Here is a 14,588-nt window from a genome sequence, read left to right as displayed (position 1 = left end):
GACATCGTCATGAGCCGACTGGATTCCATGCTGCGCCGATTGACGGCTCAGCGCGACGGGCTGAACTGGGCAGCCGAACAGATCAGTGACCAAACTGGCGACGTGCTGGATATGGGGCTAGGCAATGGTCGCACCTATGACCACCTGCGAGAGATCCTGCCGAACCGCCGGATCTGGGTGATGGATCGTGTGCTGCAATGCCATCCTGACAGCACGCCACCGGCCGAAGATTTCCTGCAAGGCGAAGCTGAACCCATGCTGCGGAGGCTGATGGTCGAGGGGCACAGGATCGCATTGGCTCATTATGATTTCGGACGTGGCATCAAACACGAAGATGTGGCCGAGGCCGCACGCCTCAGCCCGTTGATCGCGCAGGTCATGCGGCCCGGAGGGTTGTTGATATCCGGCCAGCCCCTTGTCGGCTTCAACCAGATCAAAGGGCCCGAGACGATCGCACCGGACCGTTACCTGTTCTATACGGCCTGATTACGCCACACGGCGACCTCGCGCCCAAACCGAGTTGAGGGCTGGCACACCTGCGCGCATCCGGAAACGGATAACATCGGCGCGGGCATTGGCGCGCAACTCGCCACGATCCTCAAGCCCGGCGGCCTGCGCCGGGGCCAATGTGACGGTCTTCATTCCACGCGCCATATCGCCCCACATTTCACCCAGCATGACCGCAGACAATAACAAGGCCGACGGCACGTAATCCGAGGACATCACGTCCAGGTGCCCAAGCTCGGCCAATTCGCTGGCCGCAACATTACCGGAATGAGAGCCACCGCGAACAACGTTTGGCGCGCCCATCATGACCTTGATACCGTGATCATGACACGCTCGCGCAGCTTCCACCGTTGTGGGGAACTCAGCCAGCCGAATGCCGTGACCTGCCGAGATCTTCACCTGATCTTCGGTCGTATCGTCATGACTGGCAAGCACGGCCCCAAATCGGCGCGCGGCCTTGACGGTTTCGACCTCGTGCACATCACCGTTGCGGTCCCGTAGGCTTTTCAGCTGAGCTACATGCTGAAAGAACGTATCATCGTCCATGGCATATTTGCCCTTCAGAAAGGATTCCAGCTTGCCCATGTCGCGAAACTGACGCTGACCGGGGGTGTGATCCATGATGGACACAAGGCCAACCCTGTCCTCGGGTCCAAACTCGTCCAGTTCTTCGATCAGTGTCTCGGAACACACCTCTGCCCGCAAATGCAGGAAATGGCTGATCTTGAGCGCATCCTGCTCGCGCAGATCCCACAACTCCCGCGACAGGCCGCGGGCATATTTTCCGTACCGTCCTGCACCGGAGGGGATTGAACCAACCCGCATCGCATCGAACACACTTGTGATCCCCACGCTGGCCAGTTCCGCGTCATGGGCCAGAATGGCGGCGGCATGGGGCCAATGCACATTGGGGCGCGGCTGAATATGGCGTTCAAGATTATCCGTGTGCAACTCGACAAGACCGGGGCTGACATAGTCGCCTTCGCAATCTATCGCACCTGCAGGAACTGCACGCCCGGTATCAATTTCGATGATGGTGTCACCCACAATCCGAACACAGCCGGTGACGGTTTCATTCGGCAACACAAGCGTGGCATTGGCAAGGATCAAGTCTTCTGTCATCTGAACTTCACGCAATCTGAGGTATTGGAAGGCCACTTAATAGGAGGCCAATGTGACATTCACGCGATACGCGATCTATTTTGCGCCACCCGCCGAGGTGGCCTGGACGGAAATTGCGACCAGTTGGTTGGGCTGGGACATGGCAAAAGGAATGCAGGTCGCGCATCCGATCATGGGTGGCATCGACATTGCGACCATCACTGAGGTGCCGCGCAAATACGGGCTGCACGCGACCCTGAAACCGCCGTTCCGGTTGCGCGTTGGCCTGACCTTTGACGCATTGCACCAGGCGTGCATTGCGCTGGCTGCGCGCCAGCAGCCCGTCACTCTCGACGGCCTGGAAATTGCTCGCCTTGGCCGGTTTCTGGCGCTGCGCCCGCTGGGTGAAACGCAGGCGCTGAATGCGCTGGCCGCGGCCTGTGTTCGCGACCTCGACCGGTTTCGCGCACCTGCCACTCAGGCCGAACTGACGCGCCGCCGCACCGCCGGGCTGACCCCCGAACAGGACGACAATCTGATCCAATGGGGCTATCCCTACGTGCTGGACGCGTTTCGATTCCACATCACGCTGAGCGGAAAACTGGACAAACCAACCCTCAGGGCAACCCAAGAAGCACTGCAAACCCATCTGAACCCTTTGCTGCCACAGCCCTTCCAGATCACTGATCTTGCCCTGGTGGGCGAAGCCGAAGATGGGAGGTTTCACCTGATCCATCGCTACGCGCTTTCCGGTTGAAGACGGCGCAGGATTTCGGCGACCGTGTCTTCCAGCGTGCCGGAATTGTCGACTTCGATGACCCGGTTCAGACCATCCGGCAACTTCGCGTTGGCGCGACACAACCGCCGCACCTGCTCGTCTGTGCTTTCCCGTCCCCGCGCGGACAGGCGCCTCGCCAAAATCCCGGCATCCGCTGTCAGAGAGATCACAATCAGATCTTCAAACACCTTCTGCGCCTGCAAAAGAATCCCACGGGAAAGATTGACCAGAACCGCAATCGCCCCCTGACGCTGTCGCAAAATCTCGTCCGGGATACCGTAGAACAGTCCGTGCGCAGGCCAGCTGAGGGCAAAAGCGCCTGCCTGTTCCATCTGCTGGAATTCTGCAACCGAAATCCGGTCAAAATCCTCGCCTTCTTCGCCTGCGGGGCGGGTGATCACCCTTCGCACCCGCCGGACGCCAGGCACCTGTGCCTCCAACGCTTCCATGACGCTGTCTTTGCCAACGCCCGAGGGGCCAACAATCGCTATGACAGGGGCAAGTGTCATGCCGCCAGTCCCGGCGTGAAGTCAGCGACATTGACTTCGCGGTCACAGACGCGCTCACGGGCATCGAGGTCGTGGAATATCCCGACAATCGCCGCGCCACGTCCTTTTGCCTCTTCAATCAGCGACAACACGGTTTCGCGGTTCTGCACATCCAGACTTGCCGTCGGTTCGTCCAGCAACATCGCCGGGTAGTCATGCGCAAAGCCACGCGCAATGTTCACCCGCTGCTGTTCGCCGCCCGAAAAGGTTGTGGGGCTCAGGGTCCACAAGCGCTCAGGAATGTTCAGCCGCTTCAGTAACTCGGCGGATTTCTCCAGCGCCTCAATTCTGTCGCAACCCACGGCCAGCAAAGGCTCTGCCACAACGTCCAGCGTCGGCACACGCGGCACGACCCGCAGGAATTGACTGACATAGCCCAGCGTTTCCCGGCGGAGGGTCAAGATCTGGCGCGGCTCGGCTTTTGCCACGTCCAGACCTCCAACCAGCACCTGACCAGAGGCCGCCAGGTAGTTGCCATAAATCACGCGCATCAGCGTGGACTTGCCCGCGCCAGACGCCCCGGTCAAAGCAACGCACTCACCCGGTTCAACCCTCAACGACGCGCCTTCCATCACCGGGATAACGGCACCGCCCTGATTGTGCAGGGTAAAGCTTTTGCTCACATTGATCAGTTCAATCATTGCTTCACCTTTTCCCAAATACTCAAACCTGCAGAACGCTGGACACAAGCAGCTGCGTATAGGCGTGTTGAGGATCATCCAGCACCTGATCGGTCAGCCCGGCCTCAACCACATGACCATCCTTCATCACCATCAAGCGGTCGGCCAACAGACGCACCACAGCAAGATCATGGGTCACGATGATCGCGCTCAGCCCCATTTCACGCACCAAGCCGCGCAAGAGGTCCAGTAATCGCGCCTGAACCGAGACATCCAGCCCCCCGGTCGGTTCGTCCATGAACACCAGTCGCGGGCCAGTCACCAGATTACGGGCGATCTGCAAACGTTGCTGCATCCCGCCCGAAAACGCGGTGGGCCGGTCATCAACGCGCGCCGCCTCGATCTCGACCCGGCCCAGCCAGTCAATGGCCTTGTCTCGGATGTCACCATAGTGGCGCTCGCCCACGGCCATCAGCCGTTCACCAATATTGCCTCCGGCACTAACTGACATCCGCAGCCCGTCACGTGCATGCTGATGCACAAAGGCCCAGTCGGTACGGCTCAACATCCGGCGTTCGGGCTCCGACATGGTCACCGTATCCACCGGCCCGTTCGCGCGCGTGTCAAAGATCACCTGCCCCGCATCGGGCACCAGATGACCCGCCAAACAATTCAGCAGGGTCGACTTGCCCGAGCCACTTTCGCCGACAATTCCCATCACCTCTCCGGGGTAGAGATCAAAAGTCACATCCGTGCATCCGATCCGCGCTCCATAGAGCTTTTCGATGCCCTTGACCTGCAACAGGGGGGTCATGCTGCGTCCTCTCCGGCCAAGCGGCCCACATGGCCCGCTTCGCGGCGCGACCGGCAATAATCAGTGTCCGAACAGACAAACATTCGGTTGCCCGCATCATCCATAATGACTTCATCCAGATAGCTGTCCTCGGCCCCGCACAGGTCACAGGGATGATCGGCCTTGGTGGCCTCGAACGGGTAATCCTCGAAATCGAGGCTCACGACCCTGGTATGTGGCGGCACTGCGTAAATGCGCTGCTCGCGCCCCGCTCCGAACAGCTGGATTGCATCCATTTCAAGCTTCGGGTTGTCGAATTTCGGGATCGGGGACGGGTCCATCACATAGCGGCCAGACACTTTCACCGGATAGGCGTAAGCGGTCGAAATCGCTCCGTGCTGGCTGATATCCTCATATAGCTTCACATGCATCAGCCCATATTCTTCAAGGCTGTGCATCTTGCGTGTCTCGGTCTCACGCGGTTCGAGGAAGCGCAGAGGTTCCGGAATCGGCACCTGATAAACGATAATCTGATCTTCGCGCAGCTTCGCCTCGGGGATGCGATGGCGGGTCTGGATCACCGTCGCCTTCTCGGTTTCCTCGGTCGTCTCCACACCTGCGGTCTTTTCAAAGAACTTGCGGATCGACACTGCGTTGGTCGTGTCATCCGCACCCTGATCGATGACCTTGAGCGTATCCTCAGGCGTCAGCGTCGCGGCCGAGACCTGCACCCCTCCGGTGCCCCAGCCATAAGGCATCGGCATTTCACGGCTGGCAAAGGGCACCTGATACCCTGGAATAGCCAGGCCCTTCAGGATGGCCCTGCGGATCATCCGTTTGGTTTGTTCGTCCAAATATGCAAAGTTGTACGCGCTCATAGCAGTCCCCGCGCAGTTAAGGCTACTTCAAAGGCCTGAGGGCTGGTAAAATGTATGGCGTCCATGCCAACGGCGCGGGCTCCATCCACGTTTCTTGGGCTATCATCGACAAAGATACAGTTCTGAGGGGAAAGATCGGCCCGGTCGCACATCCGACGGAAAATCTCGGGCTGCGGTTTCAAAAGCTTTTCCTGACCTGACACTACGGTCACGCCAAAGACCTCGCCCAGCTCAGGATGCACACCAACACCAACAGGCCATGTTTCCGCTGACCAGTTGGTGATCGCATGAACCGGGGTGCCCTGTTCTTTCAAACGATGGAGCAATCGCCAAGTTCCCTCGATCTTGTGTGGGACGGTCATGGCATAGCGCTCAACATAAGAACTCAGACGTCGCTGGTCGTCAGCATCTTCCAGTTCAGCAGCCAGATCAGCGAAATCCTCACCGCCATCGGCCCGCAGATTACGTTCGGGGAAATCGATACGAGTGAGAAACTCTGCCACCGCCTCGCGGCTACCCATCTCATCCAGCCATGCCAAATGCGGATCCCACTGGATCAAAACGTTGCCGATATCAAAAACGACAGCCTTCATTCCGCAGCCTCCTTTGACGTGATCCGCGCGTCAGCCTCGCGGCGCAGTTTGCGGACCAGTTCAAGCTCGGACTGGAAATCCACGTAATGCGGCAGCTTGATGTGTTCGAGAAAACCGGTCGCCTGAATGTTGTCCGCGTGGCTCAGAACAAATTCTTCATCCTGCGCAGGCGCGCCCAGATTGTCTTCGCCCAGTTCCTTCCACCGCAGCGCGCGATCAACCAAGGCCATCGCGATGGCTTTTCGTTCGGATTGACCAAAGACCAGACCATAACCGCGCGTGAACTGAGGCGGCTCGGTTTTTGAACCCTTGAACTGGTTCACCGTCTCACACTCGGTCAGTTCGACCTCGCCGATATCTATGGCAAAACCCAACTCGGGGATGTCCATTTCAACAGCAACCTTGCCGATCCGCAATTCACCCACAAACGCGTGGTTGCGCGCGTAACCGCGCTGGGTGGAATAAGCCATGCCCAGCACGAAACCCTCATCCCCGCGTGTCAGCGATTGCAGGCGCAACGGGCGATTGGCGGGGAATTCCATCGGTTCGCGCGTCAGGTCGCCGGGGTTGTCATCACTTGTCGGCTCGTCCTGAATGAGGCCCTCGTCTTTCAGGAATTCAGTGATATGCGGCGTCGGTTCCTGCCGCGCTGAACCTTCCGGAACTTTCGGGACATCACCATCCGCGGCCAGTTTGAAATCCAGCAAACGATGGGTATAGTCGAACGTCGGCCCCAGAACCTGCCCACCGGGTGCATCTTTGAACGTGGCCGAAATCCGACGGTCGCAGGCCATCTCACCTGTTTCGACCGGATTGGAATGGCCAAAACGCGGCAGCGTGGTGCGATAGGCGCGGATCAGAAAGATCGCCTCAATCAGATCGCCCCGCGCCTGCTTTATCGCCAGCGCAGCCAGGTCGGGGTCATAAAGCGAGCCTTCCGCCATGACCCGGTTCACTGCAAGGCTTAGCTGTTCGCGGATCTGTGCAAGGCTCAGTTCTGCCACATCGGTCGCGCCCCGGCGTTCTTCGGCCAGCCAGGCGTGGGCGTTCTCGATGGCTTTTTCACCCCCTTTGACAGCAACATACATCGCTTACGCCTCCGACGTGATCTGCGTGCTGCGTGGCAGGGCCGCAACCCTGTTGCCGCAGGTAAAAAAGAAATCGCACCCCAGAGGATAGAGCATCGCATTCCCCTGAAGCGCCGGGATACCCGGCAGAGACAGGCGCGCGGTCTTTTTGATGCCGGGGCCGCTCAGAATGGCACCGCTCTGCTCTAGCCGGTCGCATTCCACAATCAGGGTCGCAGAACGATCCGGGTATTCCGGCGTTCCGATGCGATAGGCGTTAAGCGGTCCCAATGCCTCCCACGTGCCAACGGCAAAATCAGCCTTTGCTGCGGATACGAGCGGGGCGCCCGTGTGGAATGTCAGCCAATTGCGGATTGCGGCGGTATCGGTGCCTCCGGCCAGGTGAACCCTGGTCTCGGGGTCGCACAGCGTCAGCAGCAGTGTACCGGCCGCCACGGACAGGGGCGCTGGAGGTTCGCCGCCCGATAGCACACGTATGTCGCCCGGGCATGCCATGACGGTCATCGCAGCGCGGAACGCATGTGCAGCATCGACAGGTGCGTTTTCAAAGCCCCCGGAAAACTGTGTTTGCGCGGCCATCAATCTTCCCCCCGAACCAGCGTGAAAAACTCAACCTTGGTGGCCGCTGCCTTGGCCGCGCGTGTGCTTTTGACCGCCTGCATTTGCTGCTGAAGCGGGTCGAGCAGCCGCGCCTGCACCTCATCTGCTGCCCCGGTCTGCATCATCGCATCAATCAATGCTGCGGCTTCGGCCTTGGGTTTCGATCTACCCTGAACATAACCGTGACCAACCGTTCCATCCTGCAACACCACAGAACAGCGCGTGACCGTCATTTCGCCCAGATTGAACGGTGCTCCGGTGCCGCCGGTGCGACCACGCAACATCACGCTCCCGACCTCGGGGCGGCGCAGCCAGTCAAAGCTCGGGCGGGTCTCAATCCCGTCCCACAAGGTCATCAGGGTGTCGTCAGGTGCACGGGCCAGCAAACCCATCCAATCCCTGCGCGCCCCGGTCGCGATTTCTGTCTGATCTGTCATCAAAGCCTCTTGGCCGGGTTGTCTATTTGAACTATACAACTAGACAAATATTAACCTGCGTGTGCGCAACACGCAATCTCCAACTGTGTGAAGATTTGGTGACATGAGCAAAACGCCGATCTGGAAAAGCATTGCCCTGCGCCTGACCTCGGACATTGCCGAAGGGCGGTATCAAACCAGCGACCGCCTGCCGACCGAAGCGCAGCTGGCCGCCAAATACGGTGTCAACCGCCACACAGTGCGGCGCGCGTTGGCTGACATGTCGGAACAAGGTCTGGTTCATGCCCGGCGCGGTGCGGGCGTTTTTGTGGCGGCGCGGCCAACCGACTATCCGATTGGCAAAAGGGTTCGATATCACAAGAACGTCTCGGCCAGCGGCAAGATACCGGGAAAGAAAATCCTGGCCCTGACCACACGGGCGGCAGATGAAGCCGAGGCCGAAGCACTGGGTCTGAGCAAAGGGAACCCGGTGCATGTCTATGACGGGTTATCGCTGGCGGATGGGCAGCCCATAGCCGTTTTTCAAAGTGTCTTCCCGGCAGAACGCTTTCCAAACCTGTTACAGGCGCTGACCGAGACCCAGTCAGTAACAAAAGCCCTGCAACGTTGCGGCATCGCGGATTACACCCGCATCTCGACCCGATTGACCGCGCGCGGCGCGACAGCAACGCAAGCCCTTCATCTGCAACTGACCGAAGGTGCTCCGGTGCTGTTTTCGGTCGGTGTCAACGCGGACCCGGACGGCGCACCCGTCGAATATGGCCGAACCGTCTTTGCTGGTGAGCGTGTCACGCTGACGCTGAACGAAGAGTAAACCACTATCCCTGCCGCTCGATCTCGACCTCCTGCCGGAGGTCTCATCCCGTTGGGCGTGGCGCGAAATCCGGATAAACTGCCTTTGGGCCGACGTTATCCGGCAATCGGATGAACGGTCATGCAAAAGCTCTGTGACACTTTTTCAAACGGTTGCGCCGCACTGAACCGCGCTGTTTTCTTGTCCTTCCAATCCCGGTTCAGGGCAACAGGAACGGTTTGGGATCGGGTGTGCGCGGCCTGCGCTTTTTACCCGACTCGCCCTGGATCAGACGGCGGCGCAGCCAGCCCGAAAACCAATCCATCAGCATCACCATCAGAATGATCAGGATGATGTAGTAGGCGACCTCTTCCCAGTCTTTCTGCGTGATGATTGCTTGCGTCAGCAGCAAGCCAATACCGCCCCCCGTGATTGCACCGATCACCGTCGCACTGCGGGTGTTGGATTCGAGAAAGTACAAAAGCTGGCTCAGCAAAACAGGCGTGACCTGAGGGATAACGCCGAACCGATACCGTTGCGGGGCGTTCGCACCCGTGGACTGCACACCTTCGATCTGCTTCTGATCCACGTTTTCCAACGCTTCCGAGAATATCTTGCCGAATGTCCCGGTGTCCGTCACCAGAATGGCAAGCCCACCGGTCAACGGGCCGGGGCCAAAGGCGCGGGCCAGAACCACAGTCCAGATCAACGCGTCTACGCCGCGCACAAAGTCGAATGTACGCCGTGTCGCAAAGCGGATGGATCTCATCCGGTTGAAATTGCGCGTCGCAAGAAAGGCCAGTGGCAGGGCCACAATCGCCGCGCCAAACGTGCCCAGAAATGCCATCAGGATCGTCTCGAAGATGGCCCAGGCCACATCCTGATGGCGCCACATCTTGTTGGTCCAAAAATCATTAAAGATCGCACCCGCCTCGCCCGACGCCGCGAGCCCGGCCAGTTCCGGGAAGGACTTGCCGAAATAAGGGCTGTCCAGCGTGAACCAGAACAATTCCCAACCTGTGAAATAGCGAAACACCTCGGACCGGTTGCGGGTGACAGTCAAACGACCTGCGTCCGTGGTCACAGACAGCCGGTTTTTAGAGACGTTGATCCACTCCGGAACCTCGCCCTCCGGCAACTCCGCCTGTACACCGGCCGAACGCGTGGGTGTTGCGCGAATGGTGCCATAGCCGGGAATGTCATATTCCACCGTCTGCGCACCGAAACGCACGACATGGCCCTTTTCAAGGTCGATCACAGTTGTCTCGCCCAGTGCCACCCACTCCGGGGCCTGCCCTTCAGGATATGCCCCTTTGCGCTCACCCTCGATGGCGGCAGAGACTTCACCGGTGCGATTATCCCGGGCGATATGCGTTTTGTAGCTATAGCTGTCAGCCACCAGCGTCTTGCCATTTGCCCAGTTTGCGCGCCCCACAAGGCCCGACACGTCAAAAGCAAAGAAGACATAGACCAGATAAACGAAAACCAGAGCAGGCAACCCGAAATTCATCAACCTTTTGCGGTTGAACAAGCGATCTGCTTCGGCTTTGAGGTCATCAACAGTCAAATTGGTTGCGAAGGTGCTCATGCCAAAGCTCCTTTTTCCGAGCCGTGGGTCAGACGGTCGCGCAGGTAGCCTGACAGCTGGTCGACGACCACGATTGTAACGAACAGAAGAATGAAGATGGCCGCGGCTTCGTCATAACGCCCCTGCCCCCAGGACATGGCATTGCGCAGCTCGTAACCCAAACCGCCCGCCCCAACAAATCCAAGAATGGCCGAGGCACGGATATTGATCTCGAACCGCAGCAGCGCGTAGCTGACATAGTTCGGCCCGACCTGCGGGATCACCCCCAGATACATCCGCTGTGACCAGTTGGCACCGACGGAATGCAGCCCTTCCACCGGTTTCAGCGAGGCATTCTCGTTCACTTCAGAAAACAGTTTGCCCAATGCGCCAGCTGTGTGAATCGCAATAGCGATCATCGCGGGAACCGGGCCACCGCCCAGAATGAAGATCAGAACCAACGCAATCACGATCTCGGGAATGGCGCGGCAGATGTCTGATATTCGGCGAAACAGCGGGATAAATGACGGCCACAGCGCCATGCCGCGTGTCGACATCAGGGCGAAAATCGTCCCGACAATTGTGCCGACAAGCGTCGCTGCCGCAGCGATGTTGATTGTCTCGACCAGAGCCGGGAAGAACGAGACCAGATTGGTTGGCATTTCGGCAATCTTTTCCCCCGCCTCGGACAGAACCTCTGTGGGGTAATCAAGAATACGGTGCCAACCATCGACAAAGCTGCCGGCATTCCGGTTGTCGGCTGTGCGAAACCCTGCTGCCATCAACGACAGGAACAGGATCAGGAGGATGCCGCCATAGACCCGCTTGCTTCGTGTCATCGCTGTATAGTCGTTGCGTATCTGATCGACGGATAAGGACCCTGCGGTAAGGTCTGTCATGGAATGCTCCTGAAGGGAAAACGGGGTCCGGTACATCACCAGACCCCGATCATTGGATATGCAGTTTTAGTTGGACTTCAGCTTGCGCGCTTCGATGATGACCTCGTAGGCCTCATGCTTGATAGGATCAAAGCTCTTGGCTTCACCCGCAGCCACACCATAGAAACATTCGCGGTCTTTTTCATCCAGCGTGTTCCACAATTCGGTAACCTGAGCTTTGACATCCTCGGGCAGAGCCTTGCGCAGTACAACCGGACCTTCCGGGATCGGTGCCGATTTCCAGATCTCGACCAGATCGTTCATGTCGACCAGACCAGCATCCACAGCGCGGCGCAGCGCGCCCGACTGATAGCCGTCTTCCCACTCGCCGAGACCATCAGCCCAGGTCACACCGCCATCAACGTCACCGTTGTTCACCGCAACGATGGTCTGCTCGTGACCGCCCGTGAATTTCACCTCAGCAAAATAGTCACCCGATTCCATGGTTGCTCCGGTGGCCTGGGGAATCTCGATCGACGGGATCAGATAACCCGAGGTCGAATTCGGGTCGCCAAAACCAAAAACCTTTCCCTTCATGTCCTCAAGCGAGGTGATGCCGCTGTCCTTGCGTGCAAATCCAACCGAGTAATAGCCGTAGCCGCCATCGGTGTTCACCTTGACCAGTACCGGCTCAACCGCTTCGGGGTCGCTCAGATAGGTTTTGGCATAGCCCGACGCACCCAGCCAGGCGACATCAATCGTGCCGCCCAGCAGCCCCTGTATCACTCCGTTATAGTCGGCAGGGGCAAACAATTTGGTCGGAACGCCCAAAAGTTCTTCGGTGTATTCGCGCAGACACTCGTTTTTGCTCATCCGGTCCTGAGCGTTCTCGCCACCTAGAATGCCGATGCGGAATTCGCTGATTTCTTCGGCCATGACCGGTGCGGCCAGTGTTGTGGTTGTGACCAAGGCAGCAATCAGTTTTTTCATCTGTCTCTCTCCAGTTTGATAACCCCGGCCTCTCATCGGGCCGGGCGATGAAAGGGGTTGGGACGGCTCAGATGGTTGCTTCTGCTTCCATCAGCGCCTTTCGCGTGGCGTCGAGCGTTTCGATTTCCGTTGATGTCGCTTCTTCCGAAAAGCTGGCATCGGCACCATAGATTTCGCGGGCAACGCCCGTGGTCAGTTGCTCGGGCAGCCCATCGAACACGATGCGCCCGTCGCGCATCCCAACCACGCGGTCGCAATAGCGACGTGCTGTGTCCAGTGTGTGCAGGTTGGCGATGACAGTGCGGCCATCTTCTTCGTGGATGCGGCGCAGCGCCTGCATCACCACCTGTGCATTCATCGGGTCCAGCGAGGCAATTGGTTCATCCGCCAGAATAATCCTCGGGTCCTGCATCAGAGCCCGCGCAATCGCCACGCGCTGTTGCTGGCCGCCCGACAAGGCCTCGGCCCGTTTCGGAGCGTGTTCCGCAATCCCCAACCGGTCCAGGATGTCGATGGCACGGTGAATTTCATCCATCGGGAACAGGTTGAACATAGCGGCCAGCGTCGAATGACGGTTGAGCGTGCCATGCAGCACGTTCGAAACCACATCCATGCGCGGCACCAGGTTGAACTGTTGGAAAATCATCGCACAATCGGCCTGCCAGGCGCGTTTGTCACGGCCTTTCAGTTGGGTGATGTCCCGGCCTTCAAACAGGATTTCGCCTTCGCTGGCATCCGTCAGGCGGTTAATCATCCGCAGCAGGGTGGACTTGCCCGCGCCCGACCGTCCGATGATCCCGATCATGCATGGCTTGTCCACATCCAGCGTCGCGGCATTCACGGCAACATTGTCACCAAAGCGTTTGGTCAGTTTCTTGATACGCAGCACGTGCCACCCCCAATTCATGTTGGCGGACTGCTACAGATGCCGTTCAACGGATATGTGTCAGCGTAGTGAAAGTTTTGTAACGGCACGACACGTGCGGGGGTATCCATCGACCCGCCTCACGGGTATACGCATCCGCGACTCTTCAGCTGATACGAGGCCAATATGAGCTTTGACCGCACCATCAAGATCGCGCCGTCCATTCTGTCCGCCGACTTTGCCAATTTCGGGCAAGAAATTCAGGCCATCGAAGCGCAGGGCGCGGATTGGGTCCATGTTGACGTAATGGATGGCCATTTCGTCCCGAACCTGACCTTTGGCCCGCCAGCCGTCAAAGCGTTCCGCCCGCATGTAAAGACGGTCATGGACGTGCACCTGATGATCACGCCGGTCGATCCATACATCCAGGCCTACGCTGATGCAGGCGCCGACATTCTGACCGCGCATGTCGAGGCAGGGGCCCACACCCACCGCACGCTGCAGGCGATCCGCGCCGCGGGCATGAAGGCAGGCGTGGCCCTGAACCCGGGCACCCCGGCTGAGGCGGTCGAACATCTGCTGGACCTCACCGATCTGGTCTGCGTCATGACCGTGAACCCCGGCTTTGGCGGCCAGAAGTTCATCGACATGACTGGCAAGATCCGCAAATTGCGCCAGATGATTGGTGACCGCCCCGTGCATATCGAGATCGACGGCGGTGTTGATCCCCAGACAGCGCCCCTTGTTGCCGCAGCGGGGGCTGATGTGCTGGTGGCCGGGTCTGCCGTGTTCAAAGGCGGATCAGTTGATCGGCCCGAGGTTTACGGCGAGAATATTCGGGCCGTACGGGCCGCAGCTGAAGGCGGGTTGGGCTGATCTGCCAACTCGCGACTGCATAGTTGGCTTTATCCGCAAAACTGAATTTCGTTGAACTCTTCGTGCGGGATGCGCCCCGCCTTGACATTCTTGTTGCGGCTTTCATTTGGATCACAGACGTGCCGGCTGAAGCCCGGCCTACGGGTAGGTCGACAGTCTTCGATACAAGTACAAAGAAAAAGGCCGCCCCGGTTTGGAGCGGCCTTCGTTTGTTCACCGATGTGCCGGGCTGAAGCCCGGCCTACGAATTATTCTACGATTTTCGACACGACGCCGGCGCCGACGGTGCGGCCGCCTTCGCGGATGGCGAAACGCAGGCCGTTTTCCATCGCGATCGGGGCGATCAGCTCAACGCCAAACGACACGTTGTCGCCGGGCATGACCATCTCGGTGCCTTCGGCCAAGGTCACGGTGCCGGTCACGTCAGTGGTCCGGAAGTAGAACTGCGGACGGTAGTTCGCGAAGAACGGGGTGTGACGGCCGCCTTCTTCCTTGGTCAGGATGTAAGCTTCGGCTTCGAACTTGGTGTGCGGTGTCACCGAACCCGGCTTACACAGAACCTGGCCACGCTCAACGCCGTCACGATCCACACCACGCAGCAGGGCGCCGATGTTGTCGCCCGCTTCACCGCGGTCCAGCAGCTTGCGGAACATTTCAACGCCGGTGCAGGTGGTTT

General features: G+C 59.0%; 18 protein-coding genes. 4 read left to right on the top strand and 14 right to left on the bottom strand.

Annotated features, from left to right (window positions below; genetic code table 11):
- Positions 1-9: 9 nt before the first annotated feature.
- On the top strand, positions 10-486 hold the full coding sequence (locus ACR0CE_RS12310; protein WP_480832667.1) for a class I SAM-dependent methyltransferase: 477 nt from the start codon (positions 10-12) through the stop codon (positions 484-486).
- On the opposite strand, the gene ACR0CE_RS12305 is transcribed toward ACR0CE_RS12310, so the two are convergent.
- Entirely contained in the window at positions 487-1,629 is a 1,143-nt protein-coding gene (locus ACR0CE_RS12305; RefSeq protein ID WP_480832665.1) for an alpha-D-ribose 1-methylphosphonate 5-triphosphate diphosphatase, read from the bottom strand.
- A 52-nt stretch (positions 1,630-1,681) separates the two neighbouring features.
- Between ACR0CE_RS12305 and ACR0CE_RS12300 the strand changes: the two genes are divergently transcribed.
- On the top strand, positions 1,682-2,365 hold the full coding sequence (locus ACR0CE_RS12300; RefSeq protein WP_480832663.1) for a DUF1045 domain-containing protein: 684 nt from the start codon (positions 1,682-1,684) through the stop codon (positions 2,363-2,365).
- Here the strand turns inward: ACR0CE_RS12300 and phnN are convergent.
- From phnN to phnG, 8 genes are read right to left on the bottom strand one after another with little or no spacing between them, the layout of a single operon-like run.
- Entirely contained in the window at positions 2,347-2,895 is a 549-nt protein-coding gene (gene phnN, locus ACR0CE_RS12295) for a phosphonate metabolism protein/1,5-bisphosphokinase (PRPP-forming) PhnN (RefSeq protein WP_480832661.1), read from the bottom strand. The genes ACR0CE_RS12300 and phnN overlap by 19 nt on opposite strands.
- On the bottom strand, positions 2,892-3,575 hold the full coding sequence (gene phnL / locus ACR0CE_RS12290; protein ID WP_480832659.1) for a phosphonate C-P lyase system protein PhnL: 684 nt from the start codon (positions 3,573-3,575) through the stop codon (positions 2,892-2,894). Before phnL ends, phnN begins: the two co-directional genes overlap by 4 nt.
- A 22-nt stretch (positions 3,576-3,597) precedes the next feature.
- Entirely contained in the window at positions 3,598-4,368 is a 771-nt protein-coding gene (phnK, locus tag ACR0CE_RS12285) for a phosphonate C-P lyase system protein PhnK (protein WP_480832657.1), read from the bottom strand.
- Positions 4,365-5,225 (bottom strand): alpha-D-ribose 1-methylphosphonate 5-phosphate C-P-lyase PhnJ, encoded by an 861-nt coding sequence (locus tag ACR0CE_RS12280; RefSeq protein ID WP_480832655.1) that lies wholly within the window; start codon positions 5,223-5,225, stop codon positions 4,365-4,367. The genes phnK and ACR0CE_RS12280 overlap by 4 nt, the downstream gene beginning before the upstream one ends.
- Positions 5,222-5,818 carry an HAD family hydrolase gene (locus tag ACR0CE_RS12275; protein ID WP_480484063.1) on the bottom strand — a complete coding sequence of 199 codons (597 nt, stop codon included), beginning with the start codon at positions 5,816-5,818 and terminating at the stop codon, positions 5,222-5,224. The genes ACR0CE_RS12280 and ACR0CE_RS12275 overlap by 4 nt, the downstream gene beginning before the upstream one ends.
- Positions 5,815-6,906: a carbon-phosphorus lyase complex subunit gene (locus tag ACR0CE_RS12270; protein WP_480538658.1), complete on the bottom strand. Its 1,092-nt coding sequence runs from the start codon at positions 6,904-6,906 to the stop codon at positions 5,815-5,817. The genes ACR0CE_RS12275 and ACR0CE_RS12270 overlap by 4 nt, the downstream gene beginning before the upstream one ends.
- Positions 6,907-6,909: 3 nt before the next feature.
- Positions 6,910-7,485, bottom strand: coding sequence for a phosphonate C-P lyase system protein PhnH (phnH, locus tag ACR0CE_RS12265; RefSeq protein WP_480559831.1), 576 nt, complete (start codon positions 7,483-7,485; stop codon positions 6,910-6,912).
- Positions 7,485-7,943, bottom strand: coding sequence for a phosphonate C-P lyase system protein PhnG (gene phnG / locus ACR0CE_RS12260; RefSeq protein ID WP_480832653.1), 459 nt, complete (start codon positions 7,941-7,943; stop codon positions 7,485-7,487). The genes phnH and phnG overlap by 1 nt, the downstream gene beginning before the upstream one ends.
- Before the next feature lie 103 nt (positions 7,944-8,046).
- Here phnG and phnF point away from each other — a divergent pair, with 103 nt between their 5' ends.
- The gene (gene phnF, locus ACR0CE_RS12255) at positions 8,047-8,757 is read left to right on the top strand and encodes a phosphonate metabolism transcriptional regulator PhnF (protein ID WP_480484067.1); all 711 of its coding nucleotides are present in this window, start codon (positions 8,047-8,049) and stop codon (positions 8,755-8,757) included.
- A gap of 199 nt (positions 8,758-8,956) precedes the next feature.
- On the opposite strand, the gene phnE (ACR0CE_RS12250) is transcribed toward phnF, so the two are convergent.
- The 4 genes from phnE (ACR0CE_RS12250) to phnC form a co-directional block, all read right to left on the bottom strand.
- Positions 8,957-10,324 carry a phosphonate ABC transporter, permease protein PhnE gene (phnE, locus tag ACR0CE_RS12250; protein WP_480832650.1) on the bottom strand — a complete coding sequence of 456 codons (1,368 nt, stop codon included), beginning with the start codon at positions 10,322-10,324 and terminating at the stop codon, positions 8,957-8,959.
- A complete protein-coding gene (gene phnE, locus ACR0CE_RS12245) occupies positions 10,321-11,202 on the bottom strand; it encodes a phosphonate ABC transporter, permease protein PhnE (RefSeq protein WP_480832648.1) in 882 nt (293 codons plus the stop codon). The genes phnE (ACR0CE_RS12250) and phnE (ACR0CE_RS12245) overlap by 4 nt, the downstream gene beginning before the upstream one ends.
- Positions 11,203-11,268: 66 nt before the next feature.
- Complete coding sequence (gene phnD, locus ACR0CE_RS12240) at positions 11,269-12,171, bottom strand: phosphonate ABC transporter substrate-binding protein (protein ID WP_480832647.1); 903 nt, start codon at positions 12,169-12,171, stop codon at positions 11,269-11,271.
- A 67-nt stretch (positions 12,172-12,238) separates the two neighbouring features.
- Entirely contained in the window at positions 12,239-13,060 is an 822-nt protein-coding gene (gene phnC / locus ACR0CE_RS12235) for a phosphonate ABC transporter ATP-binding protein (protein WP_267365713.1), read from the bottom strand.
- Positions 13,061-13,222: 162 nt separating this feature from the next.
- Between phnC and rpe the strand changes: the two genes are divergently transcribed.
- Positions 13,223-13,912, top strand: a complete 690-nt coding sequence (rpe, locus tag ACR0CE_RS12230; RefSeq protein ID WP_209598264.1) for a ribulose-phosphate 3-epimerase — start codon at positions 13,223-13,225, stop codon at positions 13,910-13,912.
- 248 nt (positions 13,913-14,160) lie between these two features.
- On the opposite strand, the gene ACR0CE_RS12225 is transcribed toward rpe, so the two are convergent.
- Positions 14,161-14,588, bottom strand: a 428-nt coding sequence (locus ACR0CE_RS12225; RefSeq protein ID WP_480492742.1) for an EF-Tu C-terminal domain-related protein, incomplete at its 5' end; no start/stop codon positions are given.

It is taken from the genome of Ruegeria sp. L11, from assembly GCF_056531755.1.
This window is presented reverse-complemented; position numbering and strand designations above follow the sequence as displayed.

What these genes read in the sequence shown, in the direction of transcription:
- phnH (WP_480559831.1), bottom strand. Translation starts at nt 7,485, where the DNA reads ATGGCCGCGCAAACACAGTTTTCCGGGGGCTTTGAAAACGCACCTGTC.
- ACR0CE_RS12305 (WP_480832665.1), bottom strand. Translation starts at nt 1,629, where the DNA reads ATGACAGAAGACTTGATCCTTGCCAATGCCACGCTTGTGTTGCCGAAT.
- phnE (WP_480832648.1), bottom strand. Translation starts at nt 11,202, where the DNA reads ATGACAGACCTTACCGCAGGGTCCTTATCCGTCGATCAGATACGCAAC.
- phnN (WP_480832661.1), bottom strand. Translation starts at nt 2,895, where the DNA reads ATGACACTTGCCCCTGTCATAGCGATTGTTGGCCCCTCGGGCGTTGGC.
- phnE (WP_480832650.1), bottom strand. Translation starts at nt 10,324, where the DNA reads ATGAGCACCTTCGCAACCAATTTGACTGTTGATGACCTCAAAGCCGAA.
- ACR0CE_RS12280 (WP_480832655.1), bottom strand. Translation starts at nt 5,225, where the DNA reads ATGAGCGCGTACAACTTTGCATATTTGGACGAACAAACCAAACGGATG.
- phnK (WP_480832657.1), bottom strand. Translation starts at nt 4,368, where the DNA reads ATGACCCCCCTGTTGCAGGTCAAGGGCATCGAAAAGCTCTATGGAGCG.
- phnL (WP_480832659.1), bottom strand. Translation starts at nt 3,575, where the DNA reads ATGATTGAACTGATCAATGTGAGCAAAAGCTTTACCCTGCACAATCAG.
- ACR0CE_RS12275 (WP_480484063.1), bottom strand. Translation starts at nt 5,818, where the DNA reads ATGAAGGCTGTCGTTTTTGATATCGGCAACGTTTTGATCCAGTGGGAT.
- phnD (WP_480832647.1), bottom strand. Translation starts at nt 12,171, where the DNA reads ATGAAAAAACTGATTGCTGCCTTGGTCACAACCACAACACTGGCCGCA.
- rpe (WP_209598264.1), top strand. Translation starts at nt 13,223, where the DNA reads ATGAGCTTTGACCGCACCATCAAGATCGCGCCGTCCATTCTGTCCGCC.
- ACR0CE_RS12270 (WP_480538658.1), bottom strand. Translation starts at nt 6,906, where the DNA reads ATGTATGTTGCTGTCAAAGGGGGTGAAAAAGCCATCGAGAACGCCCAC.
- phnG (WP_480832653.1), bottom strand. Translation starts at nt 7,943, where the DNA reads ATGACAGATCAGACAGAAATCGCGACCGGGGCGCGCAGGGATTGGATG.
- ACR0CE_RS12310 (WP_480832667.1), top strand. Translation starts at nt 10, where the DNA reads ATGAGCCGACTGGATTCCATGCTGCGCCGATTGACGGCTCAGCGCGAC.
- phnF (WP_480484067.1), top strand. Translation starts at nt 8,047, where the DNA reads ATGAGCAAAACGCCGATCTGGAAAAGCATTGCCCTGCGCCTGACCTCG.